The organism is Marixanthomonas spongiae, from assembly GCF_003095375.1.
GTDB classification, from domain to species: domain Bacteria; phylum Bacteroidota; class Bacteroidia; order Flavobacteriales; family Flavobacteriaceae; genus Marixanthomonas; species Marixanthomonas spongiae.
Genome location: NZ_QEHR01000001.1, coordinates 194,966 through 207,306 on the forward strand (window position 1 = coordinate 194,966; position 12,341 = coordinate 207,306).

Genomic DNA, 12,341 nt, shown 5'->3' on the forward strand with positions numbered 1-12,341 from the left:
ATTAACACACTGAAAGAAATACGACAGTTGACCTATTCTTTTCTTTCTGGGTTTTTAGGTACTGTGAGGATAATTTGGGTGCCTGTATCCGCGGCAGCATGATATTCCATACTTCCATTAATTTCCCGAGCCCGTTTTTTCATATTATTGAGTCCGTTTCCAAGTTCTGTTTCAGCAATATTAAACCCTTTTCCATCGTCTGAAACCTCAATAAGAAACGTGTCTATATCTTCTGAAATTTCAACATAAATTGCTGTGGCATCGGCATATTTCAACGCATTGTTAACCGCTTCCTGAATAATACGGTAGATGTTCATTCCCACGACCGAAGTAAAGGTATGTTGTGCCGAAATAGTTTCTGAAACGTAAAATGTAAATTCAACATCCTGTGAAGCTTCACTTGCTTGGTTGATGAAGTTGGTGATGCGCGCCTGTAAATCTTCAAACGTGATGGCCTCTTTGTTCATGGCCCATATTGTATCACGCAGTTCGTAAATGGTCTGGGATGTAAATTCACTGATCGATGAGAGTTTTTCTTTTGTTTTTAACGTAGCGTTTTTTAGTCCAAATTTTAAGTTGTCTATGGACGAAATGATAAAAGTGAGCTGCGCACCAATGTTATCGTGGAGATCGCGGGAAATCCTAAGGCGTTGTTCTTGCAACCTATTTTGGGTCTCGATTTTGGCGAGGGCGGTTTTCAGCTCACCTTCTTTTTTTAATTGGCGGTTTTTCAGTTTTTGTTGGTTGTACAATAGATAGCCCAACATTCCCAGTAAAAAAGCGAGGCCCAAACTGCCATAGATAATGGTGTTTTTTTGTTTTACTTGTAGCTCTTTTTCTGCCAATTGAGCATGCTGTGCAAGTATTTGGTTTTCTTTTTTTTCAGTTTGATATTGAATTTCCAGCTCAGCCACTTTACTATTTGTTGCTATGTTTAGAATACTGTCTTTAAATACTGTAAACGACTTATAATAATCCAATGCTTTCTGTGGTTGTTTTTTGGCTTCATAGTATTGCGAATAATTGTGAAGCGCTGTTTCTATATCAGCTACAGATTTTGCTTTTTTCGTGTAATAGTATCCACTGTCTAAATAGGCTTTTGCTTCTTTCAAACGGTCGTTTTCAATCAGTACACTTGCAATATTGTTATATGTGGCCCCTATCCCAGTTTGATTTCCAATGGCACGTTCTGCTTTTACGGATTGATTAAAATATACCAAAGCGGAGTCGATTTCTCCCATATAATAAAACACAGCTCCTACATTATTAGTAGACTCGGCAATTCCCTTTGGACTGTTCAAGGCTTCTTCCAGGCGAAGTGATTCTTTAAAATATGTCAATGCGTTATTTAAATCCCCGTCATTGGCATAAACAATAGCAATACTGTTGTACACTTCAGACATTCCTTTTTTATTGTCCGCATTTTCAAAAATATCTTTTGCCTTAAGGTGGTTTTCTATAGCCTGCTTATTCATTCCTAAATAACTATAGACCGTACCTATATTATTTGTTACGGTGGCTTGTTCAGAAGACATATTTTTGGCCTCATAAATTTTAAGGGCCATCAAGTAAGCAGTCAAAGCCTCCTCGTATAACCCTAAATTTCGGTTGCAGGCACCCAGATTGTTGTAGGCCGAAGCGTTAATGATTGAATCTTCTGAAATATTCAACGCTTCTTGAGAAAGGGTTTTAGCCTCGGTAAATAAACCTAAATCACGTTTAACAATACCTAAATTGTTTTTGCTTTTGGCAATTGCATTGATAGTTTCATTTTCTTCGGAAATTGACAATGCTTTCTCCAATAACTCAACTGCTTTTTGAGGGTTTGATTTATAAATAACCATGGCAGAATCGTTAAGCTTTTCTGAACGGTTTTGCGAAAATGCAATGGAGGTAACTAAAAAAACGACGCTTAAGACTTTTTTCATATTATTTACGTATCCCTTATTTTGACTAAGGTATTAATTTTAAGCAAAATAGACCTTATAAATTTAAATTGATGTTTTTCTGCGTGAATAACGAATCATTCAAATTGTATTCTAAAAAGTCATACGTGTTTAAATAGCTGTTCCTTACTTTAATTTGTTTTTGATGGATGGCTATTTGTTTCTTTATCCTGTTTACTTTTAGAGCTTGCAATTTTTGAGATGTCCTATTTCTGAAACAAAACAAAAGCAACATCCCCACCAACAACAAGAGAAAAGCAACTATCAAAACGACTGGAAACATAAGAGATTCAATTTTTGTAAAATTATATAGCAGTTCCTTCCGAAACCATACGTCACGTAGCGTATTTTTAAAAAAACAAAACCCCAATCTAAAAAATAGACGGGGTTTCATAATTGGCCTTCCCTGCTCCTCATCAGGTGGGGCCAGAAACTAACTTGGTTAATTGGTTTATTTGTTTAAATTGTACGCAAAAATGCTATTGTTGTCGGCTTTATAATACAATATCCCCGCAATTTCATCCACTTGATATTCTGGTTTTTTGTCTTTTAACACAATCTCTTTTTCTTTTGCGCCAGAGTCTTTGTTCAGTTTTACCAAACCAACACCATCGTCAAGTTTGGTCAATACAAATTGATTGTTTTTTGTTGCGGCTGTTGCTTTAAAACGCTTCAACATTTCGGCTACCGAGGCACCGCTCGCCATTGCCATTCCGCCACCTAAGTCTGCATAGCGTTCTCCCCTATCAGTATAATTACCCAATTTATTACGGTTTTGATTGGCTGCATTATACGCCGCAGCAGAAGTTGCCGCCGCCGCTACCGCCGTTACGCCGGCAATTATTGCACCAAATGCACTTTTGCCCGGTGCACGGTAATATTCGTGCCAGCTTTTACCGCCTTGCCAATCCAACAGCATCATGTTTTGGTCGCTGGTCAATAAAATGCCACCATCCCGAACCTCCACTTGGGTTGGGTCTTCTTTTCCGTCGAAATCACATTCGGCCAAGGTTGATACTTCGCCTGAGTTGGCATCGACGGCAAACAGCTCATCATCGGCACTTATTAAATAACGTGTGTTTTTACTGTCGTAAGCAGAACTTACCGCATCGGCTCTTCTATACTTTAATGGCTTTTTCCAAACTTGTTCCCCGTTTTGTAAATTGACGATGTTTGCATCCTCCGAAGTAATATAAATCAGGCCCTGCGGCGTGTCGGCCATCGTTAAAATGTTCTCTCCCGTTTTCAGTGGTTTTTTGAAAAGCGTCTTCCCCTCATATGAAATTTTATTGATTCCACCTTCATAAATTCCGAAGAGAATCCCATCGTCCATAATGTAGAAATGCTGTACGTAACCTTTTGTTTTTGGTGCTTTGTCCCAAAGATCTTCACCATTTGTTGCGCTTAAAAAAGCAATTTTAGACTCTGAACGGCCACTGGCCAATTTCATCAACCCTTTTTTACCACTATTGTCAACATTGCTAACCACAGCAAGACCATTGGGTAAAATTTCAAAATTTGAAATAGTACCTTTTACTTTTTGTTCATCTTTCCACAGTTGTGAACCGTTGGTGCCAATTTTATGGATTTTTGTATTCCTGCCGTTATTAACACTTTCGAAAGCATAAATCTCCTTTTCAGTATTATCGGCAACCATCCAATTTATATTTTTCACCTTGTTATCCATAAGGTTTCACCCGTAAGCGATTTCGCAATGATCCCTTGACTTGTAGGTACCAACATTTTATTTTTCAATAATAATGGACGCCCGGTAACCATATAGTTTTTCATGGTCACCTTGCCCGGATCGACCAAATTAAAACGGTAGTCTTCATCTCCAGTGTTCAAGTCGTACACCGCCACCTGTGCGGCATACTTTTCATCGGCACGGCGCTGACCGCTGACCACCAATTTGTTTTGTGGCATCATCACATCGCAAGTCATTACTTGTTTCCAGCCATTGTCCTCGGTACTGAACAACTTTTTCCCTGAAATATAATCGATTACCGCTTTTTTTGTTGAAAGATTGGCAAAACCTGTTTGCCCAACAATTACGTATGGCGCTTGTGGCACAAAGAACAATTCTTCAGGTTTTACACGGCCGTAATCGGTAAAGTTAAAAAGTAAATCATTGCTTCCTGGCTTAATACCTACCAACCCATCATTGGTGGCAACGACCATGGTGCCGCCTTCGGTAAGGGTCATTTCATTTATTTTTGCTCCGGTGTCATACCGAAAATCAGGTTGTTCGGCGCGTTGTGCCGAAACCATCATTGTGCAAAGCATACAGATAGTTAGCAATAATTTTACGTGTTTTGAAGTTTTCATAATCGTGGTTTTAGTTAATTGAACACCTCAAAGATGCTACGTAACCTCTTTATTTTCAATAGGGCAATTGTCGTATTTAAACCCCTCCGCCCTATCGGGCACCTCCCCTAAAAAAGGGGAGGAAAAGTAAAACGCTGCTTTTAAAATGGGATTCCCGCCTACGCGGGAATAAAAAACCGGAAGAAAGACATTTGTCTCGCTCCCGGTTCCACGTAAAAACCTCAACATCTGAGATTTTAAAAATTACATTTAGTTTTTCTTGTTCACCTTTATATTGAACGAGCCTTCCGTTACGGCTACGGTATCGTTTAAATCATCAAGGTTGTAGCCTGTAAAGCTAAAAGTTCCTTTAACACTATCACCATCGTAACTCGACACCTTTAATTCGCCATAGTTATTTTGGGCATCACCTACCGTGGTATACACCACAACAGAATTCGGGTCTGGGTTGTTTGGATCTGGCAAATAACTGTAGGTACCAATATTGGTAAAGTTTAGCTGGTAGGTTCCTTCACCGTCAAAGCCGATGATGATTACCTGTAAATTTTCAGATTTGCTCGTTCCGCCACTTACGGCCAGTGTTTGCCCAGCCCCATTTCCAGACACTTCTGCCACGACGGTGCCAGACATCCCTTTGTAAGAATTGCCGTCAACTTTAGCAGTGAAATTACCTTCTCCTCCCTGTGGATCGTCGCCGCCATCGTCATCACTTTTACAGGCAAGTAACGATAAGCTCACAAATAAAATTAAAGAAATAGTTTTAATCGTTTTCATAATTGTTGGGTTTTTGGTTATTGTATGCTACAAAGATGCCCAACAACATCTTGTCAATCAATAAGGCAGTTGACGTATTTGTACCCCCCTCTGCCCATCGGCATCTCCTCCTTAAATAGGGGGAGAAATAACGTGCTTTTTTATATACTGAAGTAAATGTTCGGAATTTTTTCCTGAAGGGATGCTATTTTCTTCTGAAGGTTTTTCTGAAATTGTTGATGTGCTTCGCTTGAGGGATTGAAAGGCCTGTGCTTTAACCCATTTTGAATGGTTTCAATTTCCTTTTGTATTTCTTCGGTTTCAGAAGCTATCCAAACATTTTTAAACCGCTCCCAAATAATTGAAATTGCAACGTTGTTTGGATGTAGCATATCTTCTTCATAAAAGCGATAATCGCGCAATTCGTCCATCATGAGCTCAAAAGAAGGGAAATAAAAAGCCTGCCTTTCTGAAGAAATAGCTTCGTGCAAACCCGATAGCAAATGTGCCTTGCTCTGCATGTTTTCTACAAAACCGTCCTTTATATGTCGTACAGGAGAGATAGTTGAAATAACCGTAGCGTTAGGATTTACGGCTTTTATAAGTGTAATAATATTTTCGATTGCCGCGGAAATATCTTCCACTGAAAGCAGCTCTTTTAAAAACTTTTTCTGCGGCACTTTATGGCAATTGGCTACAATGGCATCAGTTTCTATAAGCCGGTACACCCAAGCTGTTCCGAAGGTGAAAATGATATGGGAAGCTTGTTCTAAAATTTTTTTTAGCTCTTTTAAATTGCTGTTTAAACATGAAATAAAAGTTGTCTTGTTATTTGTTGAAAGTTTAGAATGCACCTCAAAACAATGCCACTGCCCATTATGCTGAAATACATCTGCCTCCGTAAACGCTTCTTCATTTATGGCTCTGGTAACCAATTTTTCAATCGCTGCCGGATGAAACACGATCCCAAACGGATTTTGAAGGTTCTGAAATTTATAATACTCCAATTTCCCGCCCATGTTCTCCGTAAAACAAGATCCCATTAACAAGATTTTAGAGCTGTAGTTTATTTGTGGCTGCTCTTGGCTTAGTTTTATTTCGGTTTGAAGCTTCATTTTTTTATTTAAAACTCTGCATACTCTGTTTCTTCATGGTTTAAAGTTTACCACAGAGGCACAAAGTACACAGCGGGTAAAAAGTTTAATTCAAAAAATCTTTTGCCTTGTTTAGCGCCTCATCAATCCCATCTGTATTTTTACCTCCGGCAGTTGCAAAAAACGGTTGTCCGCCACCGCCACCTTGGATATATTTTCCAAGTTCGCGGACTATTTGACCCGCATTTAAATTTCGTTCAGCAGCCAATTCTTTTGAAATATAGCACGTGAGCAACGCTTTTCCGTTTTGTTTAGAACCGAATAATAAAAACAGCTTATCAATTTCGCCACCCATTTCAAATGCTAAATCTTTCATCCCGGAGGCGTCTAAATCTACTTCTTTAGCTAAAAAGTTGATGCCGTTTACTGTTTCCAGTTCTTTTTTTAAATCGCCTTTTAGGTTATTGGCTTTGTCTTTCAATAATTCCTGAACTTGTTTTTGCAAGGCAGCATTTTCTTCTTGTAAACTGTTTACTGCTTTAACGGGGTTTTGGGCATTCAGGGTTTTCTTTATTTCGGCGTAGTCGTTGCTTCTGTCTATAAAATAGTTTTTGGCAAATTCGCCGGTGATGGCTTCAATTCTTCTAATTCCACTGGCCACCGAGCTTTCCGAAGTAATAATAAAATGCCAAATGTTCCCGGTGTTAGGAACGTGGGTACCACCACAAAGCTCCATGGAATTCCCAAAACGGACGGTACGCACCGCATCGCCATATTTTTCGCCAAACAAGGCTACGGCACCTTCGTCGATGGCTTGTTGAAAAGGCACACCGCGCTGTTCTTGCAGGTCAAGTTTTTCGTTAATTCGGGCATTTACAAAATCTTCTACTTGTTTCAACTCTTCATCGCTCACTTTACTGAAATGCGAAAAATCGAACCGTAAATATTGATTGTGCACCAAAGAACCCTTCTGCACCACGTGATCGCCCAAAACATTGCGCAACCCTTGATGCAACAAATGCGTCGCCGTATGGTTGGCCGCAGTGTTGGAGCGGTGTTGTGGGTTTACTACTGCCTTAAAAGTCGCTTCGGGGTTTCGGGGCAGGTTTTTGGCAAAATGGATTATCAAGTTGTTTTCTTTCTTGGTGTCTATAATATAAATCACTTCGCCATCGGGTGCCTCTAAGTAGCCTTTATCGCCTATTTGACCACCGCCTTCTGCGTAAAAAGGGGTTAAATTGAATACCAATTGATACAATTGGCCTTCCTTTTTACTTTCCACTTTACGATACCGTGTTATTTTCACAGTAGTTTCTAAAGAATCGTACCCTACAAACTCTTCAACATCATCTTCTTGCAACACTACCCAATCGCCCGTTTCCACTTTTGTGGCAGCACGGGAACGGTCTTTTTGTTTTTGCAGTTCGGCTTCAAATTCTTTTTCATTTAAATGAAATCCGCGTTCGCGAAGTATCAATGCCGTTAAATCAATGGGGAAGCCGTAAGTATCGTAGAGTTCAAACGCTTTTTTACCCGAAATGGTTTTGGTGGTTGCATTTGAAATCACATTCTCGAGCAGTATCAATCCTTGATCGAGCGTGCGCAAAAACGATTGCTCTTCTTCACGGATCACATTGGTAATGAGGTTTTTTTCCGAAACAAGCTCGGAAAAGGTGTCGCCCATTTGTTTTACCAAGGTATCGGTCAATTTGTAGATAAACGGTTCTTTTTTATCCAAAAATGTAAACCCATACCGAATGGCACGCCTTAAAATACGGCGTATCACATAACCCGCTCCCGTGTTGGAAGGCAATTGCCCATCGGCAATGGAAAAAGCCACCGCCCGCACGTGGTCGGCAACAACCCGTATGGCGATATTTTTTTCTTCATCTTCTTCGTACTTAGTATTGGTAATGGCTTCAATTTCGCGAATTAAGGGCGTAAACACATCGGTATCATAATTGCTTTTTTTGTCTTGAAGCACCATACACAAGCGTTCAAAGCCCATTCCGGTATCCACGTGTTTTGCGGGAAGCGGTTCAAGGTTGCCATTGGCTTTTCGGTTAAACTGCATAAAAACCAAGTTCCAGATTTCCACTACTTGCGGATGGTCTGCATTGACCAAATCGATTCCAGGTACTTTTGCTTTTTCTTCTTCTGAACGAAGATCTACGTGGATTTCGCTACACGGCCCACAAGGTCCCTGCTCGCCCATTTCCCAGAAATTGTCTTTTTTATCGCCGTTTAAAATTCGATCTTCAGCAATGTGCTGTTTCCAAAAGTTGTACGCTTCGGTATCGCGCTCCAACCCTTCAGAATCGTCTCCTTCAAAAATAGTGACGTAGAGTTTGTCTTTTTCAATACCGTAAACATCCGTGAGCAGCTCCCAAGACCAGGCAATGGCCTTTTCTTTAAAATAATCGCCAAAACTCCAGTTCCCCAACATTTCAAACATTGTATGGTGGTAAGTATCCATCCCCACTTCTTCCAAGTCGTTGTGTTTTCCGCTTACACGAAGGCATTTTTGGGTGTCGGCAACCCGAGGGTTTTTGGGCGTGCTGTTTCCGAGGAAAAATTCTTTAAACTGAACCATTCCCGCATTGGTAAACATAAGCGTAGGGTCGTCTTTAATTACCATAGGTGCCGATGGGACAATGGCGTGCTGTTTTGATTTAAAAAACTCGAAAAATGTGGATCGTATTTCTTTGGATTTCATGCGTATTGTTTTATTGAACTATAACGGTTAAGGCAAAACGCAAAACAATTTCTATATTTGTAATTCGTTATCCAATGGTTAGCGTTGCCCATCAACCGCAAAAATAGGATTTTTTAACGTATGTCTAAGGTTAAATATTACTACGATAGCGAAACACTTTCCTATCGTAAAATCGAAAAGAAAAAAGGCCGTAAGCTCGGTATCGTGCTATTGAGCATTGCGGGAATACTGCTGGCGGGCTTTTTGGTGTTTTTGGTTTATTTAAATTTGCCATATGTTGAAACGCCCAAGGAAAAATCACTGAAGCGCGAATTGGCCCAAATGGAACTGCAATACGAACTGCTGAACAAAAAAATGGCCGAAGCAGAGAACGTGCTTTCCGAAATTGCGGAACGCGACAACAACCTCTACCGTGTTTATTTTGAAGCCAACCCCATCCCCGAAGAACAGCGAAAAGCAGGTTTTGGCGGGGTTAACCGGTATAAAAACCTGGAAGGGTTCGACAACTCTAAATTAATCATAAACACCAGCAAACGGTTGGATGTATTGACCAAGCAGATTGTAGTGCAATCGCGATCGCTTGATGAAGTTTCGCAACTTGCTTCGGAAAAAGAAAAGCTGTTGGCTGCCATTCCGGCAATACAACCGGTAGAAAACGAAAAACTTACCCGGGTCGCATCAGGATATGGCTACCGTACCGATCCTTTTACCAAAGCCCGGAAATTCCACTATGGGATGGACTTTACCGCTCCACGGGGCACGCCGGTATATGCTTCGGGTGATGGCGTAGTAGTACGTGCAGACAATAACTCCACCGGTTACGGGAACCACATTCGCATTGACCACGGATATGGTTACGTAAGCCTGTACGCCCACCTGTACAAATACAACGTGAAAAAAGGCCAAAAGGTGCAGCGTGGCGATTTAATCGGGTTTGTAGGAAGTACCGGGCGGTCTGAGGCTCCGCACTTGCATTATGAAATTTTTAAAGACGGCGACCGCATAAATCCTATACATTTTTATTATGGAAACCTATCTGCCGAAGAATTTGCCGAAATGCAAAAAATAGCCCATCAAGAGAACCAATCGCTGGATTAATTCAGAATTCATAATTTAGAATTCATAATTAGATAACATGCACATAGACCTCCCAGAAAAACGATATTACAGCATAGGTGAAGTAGCCGAAGCTTTTGACGTGAACACGTCGCTCATCCGTTTTTGGGAAAAAGAGTTTGATGTACTAAAGCCCAAAAAAAACGCCAAGGGAAACCGTAAATTCACGCAAGAGGATATTAAAAACCTGGAGTTTATCTATTATTTGGTAAAAGAACGCGGTTTTACCCTCGAAGGCGCAAAAACACATTTAAAGGAGAACAAACAAAAAACGTTGAGCCGCTTTGAAATTATCCGTAAATTGGAAACGGTAAAAGCAGAACTGCTCAAAATAAAAGACCAACTATAAAAAATACCTTACTATGAAAAAATGGCTCATCCCTGTAATCATCATTGTCGCATTGGTTGCAATAGCCGGATTTTGGTTTGCCAATGTGAACAACAAGCTGGTAAAAATGGAAGAAAACGTAACCGCCCAATGGGCAAACGTGGAAAGCTCCTACCAACGCCGTGCAGATCTCATCCCTAATATCGTAAACACGGCAAAAGGATATGCCGAATTTGAACAGCAAACCTTAACACAGGTAATTGAAGCCCGAAGCCAAGCAACGGCCGTGAACATTGACCCTTCCAACATCACGCCAGAACAATTGCAGCAATTTCAACAAGCGCAATCGGGTTTGACCTCTGCCCTTTCTAGATTATTAGCTACGTTTGAACGCTACCCAGACCTGAAAGCCAACGAAAATTTCAAAGAACTTATCAACGAGCTGGAACGCACCGAAAACCGCATCAACGTAGAGCGGAACCGCTTTAACGACCAAGCGCGTATTTTTAATTCGGAAGTGCGGCAATTTCCAACCACCATTGCAGCAAGCATTTTAGGTTTTGAACGCAAAGGATATTTTGAAGCCGATAAAGGCACTGAAAATGCACCCGATGTGGAATTTGATTTTAACAGTTAAACCTCGTTCTATATGTCTAAAGTAGAAGATTTTCTCTCCGCTGAAGCCGAAGGTGATATCATCGATGCCATCCGTACGGCCGAAAAAAACACTTCTGGCGAAGTCCGTATCCACTTAGAAGCTCATAGCGAAATAGACCCGTTTGAGCGCGCCGCCGAAGTGTTCGATATGCTAAAAATGAACAACACCAAACAAAACAACGGCGTGTTGATTTATGTAGCCGTTGAAGACCGCACCCTCGTTATTTTGGGCGATAGCGGCATAAACGATGTGGTACCGCCCGATTTTTGGGAAAGCACCAAAGACACCATTATCGATCAGTTTAAAAAAGGAAATATGGAACAAGGCCTGATCGATGGTATTTTAATGGCCGGCGAACAATTGCAAAAACACTTCCCCTATCAAAAAGACGATAAAAACGAATTGCCTGATGATATTTCGGTTGGGTGAATTAGTCGGTAGTTGGGCCTTCGATACACTTCGACAAGCTCAGCACATTGCATTCCTCCTTTCGTCGGAACACTCTGGCACCGATGTCAATAAATAAAAAATAATAAAAGTATGCCCAGATTATTTCAGAAATATAACCTTATTTTACTTTTAATAGGATCCCTGTTTTTTTCTGAAATAAGCGTTGCACAGTACGATATTCCGCCAAAACCTACGAAACAAAGCGAACAGACTTCGGTGTACGATTATATTGATCTGCTGAATCCTTCACAGAAAAAGAGCCTTGAGAACAAACTGTTACGCTACGCCGATTCTACCTCGACACAGATTGTGGTAGCGATTATCAGCACCACAAAAGGGGAGGATATTTCCTTTCTGGGCGCTAAATGGGGGCAAAAATGGGGTATTGGGCAAAAAGATGAAGACAACGGCATATTGATCCTGCTTGCCAAAGAAGACCGTAAAATAGACATCAATACGGGCTACGGCATTGAGTACCGCATCACCGATTTGATGGCCGAGCGCATCATAAACCGTATTATGATCCCTGAATTTAAAAAAGGAAACTTTTACTCGGGTTTAGACCAAGGGGCCGATGCTATATTTGCTGCTTTAAAGGGCGAGTTTAAAGAAGATAGGGATTTCGGTAAAAAATCTGGTGGCGGTGGTGGCAACTTTGTTTTTATCGTTATTGTTTTCATCATTATCATCATCTCCCTGATTTCCAAAAAAGGCGGTCGTGGCGGTGGCAGCGGCGGCCGAAGAAGCGGTGGCCTACTCGATATGATAATCTTAAGCAGCATGGGACGTACTGGTGGATTTGGCGGTGGCAGTTCAGGTGGCGGTTTTAGCGGTGGCGGCGGATTTGGAGGCGGCTTCGGCGGTGGTGGTTTTGGAGGGGGTGGTGCTTCTGGGGGGTGGTGATTTCAGTGCTCAATACTCTTAGAACATACTATTTATTTTGCTTGTAGGA

12 protein-coding genes are annotated in these 12,341 nt (G+C 41.0%); 5 read left to right on the forward strand and 7 right to left on the reverse strand.

The features are described from left to right. Window positions 1-32 precede the first annotated feature (32 nt). The 7 genes from DDV96_RS00945 to alaS form a co-directional block, all read right to left on the reverse strand. Window positions 33-1,928 carry a tetratricopeptide repeat-containing sensor histidine kinase gene (locus tag DDV96_RS00945; protein WP_116692862.1) on the reverse strand — a complete coding sequence of 632 codons (1,896 nt, stop codon included), beginning with the start codon at window positions 1,926-1,928 and terminating at the stop codon, window positions 33-35. A gap of 469 nt (window positions 1,929-2,397) precedes the next feature. Further along, window positions 2,398-3,621: an outer membrane protein assembly factor BamB family protein gene (locus tag DDV96_RS00955; protein ID WP_240607650.1), complete on the reverse strand. Its 1,224-nt coding sequence runs from the start codon at window positions 3,619-3,621 to the stop codon at window positions 2,398-2,400. Beyond that, entirely contained in the window at window positions 3,618-4,274 is a 657-nt protein-coding gene (locus DDV96_RS15960) for a hypothetical protein (protein ID WP_240607651.1), read from the reverse strand. Before DDV96_RS15960 ends, DDV96_RS00955 begins: the two co-directional genes overlap by 4 nt. A 36-nt stretch (window positions 4,275-4,310) precedes the next feature. Continuing rightward, complete coding sequence (locus tag DDV96_RS00960) at window positions 4,311-4,502, reverse strand: hypothetical protein (RefSeq protein WP_116692864.1); 192 nt, start codon at window positions 4,500-4,502, stop codon at window positions 4,311-4,313. A 21-nt stretch (window positions 4,503-4,523) separates the two neighbouring features. Beyond that, a complete protein-coding gene (locus DDV96_RS00965; protein ID WP_116692865.1) occupies window positions 4,524-5,048 on the reverse strand; it encodes a DUF6252 family protein in 525 nt (174 codons plus the stop codon). 140 nt (window positions 5,049-5,188) lie between these two features. Beyond that, on the reverse strand, window positions 5,189-6,142 hold the full coding sequence (locus tag DDV96_RS00970) for a GSCFA domain-containing protein (protein WP_116692866.1): 954 nt from the start codon (window positions 6,140-6,142) through the stop codon (window positions 5,189-5,191). Window positions 6,143-6,227: 85 nt separating this feature from the next. Further along, complete coding sequence (gene alaS / locus DDV96_RS00975) at window positions 6,228-8,837, reverse strand: alanine--tRNA ligase (protein ID WP_116692867.1); 2,610 nt, start codon at window positions 8,835-8,837, stop codon at window positions 6,228-6,230. 120 nt (window positions 8,838-8,957) lie between these two features. Here alaS and DDV96_RS00980 point away from each other — a divergent pair, with 120 nt between their 5' ends. The 5 genes from DDV96_RS00980 (at window position 8,958) to DDV96_RS01000 (ending at window position 12,292) form a co-directional block, all read left to right on the forward strand. Continuing rightward, window positions 8,958-9,935 carry a M23 family metallopeptidase gene (locus tag DDV96_RS00980; protein ID WP_116692868.1) on the forward strand — a complete coding sequence of 326 codons (978 nt, stop codon included), beginning with the start codon at window positions 8,958-8,960 and terminating at the stop codon, window positions 9,933-9,935. A gap of 37 nt (window positions 9,936-9,972) precedes the next feature. Further along, window positions 9,973-10,302: a MerR family transcriptional regulator gene (locus DDV96_RS00985; protein ID WP_116692869.1), complete on the forward strand. Its 330-nt coding sequence runs from the start codon at window positions 9,973-9,975 to the stop codon at window positions 10,300-10,302. Between the two features lie 13 nt (window positions 10,303-10,315). Beyond that, on the forward strand, window positions 10,316-10,918 hold the full coding sequence (locus DDV96_RS00990; protein WP_116692870.1) for a LemA family protein: 603 nt from the start codon (window positions 10,316-10,318) through the stop codon (window positions 10,916-10,918). Window positions 10,919-10,930: 12 nt separating this feature from the next. Continuing rightward, window positions 10,931-11,368 (forward strand): TPM domain-containing protein, encoded by a 438-nt coding sequence (locus DDV96_RS00995; RefSeq protein ID WP_116692871.1) that lies wholly within the window; start codon window positions 10,931-10,933, stop codon window positions 11,366-11,368. A 111-nt stretch (window positions 11,369-11,479) separates the two neighbouring features. Continuing rightward, window positions 11,480-12,292 carry a TPM domain-containing protein gene (locus tag DDV96_RS01000; protein ID WP_116692872.1) on the forward strand — a complete coding sequence of 271 codons (813 nt, stop codon included), beginning with the start codon at window positions 11,480-11,482 and terminating at the stop codon, window positions 12,290-12,292. Window positions 12,293-12,341 lie beyond the last annotated feature (49 nt).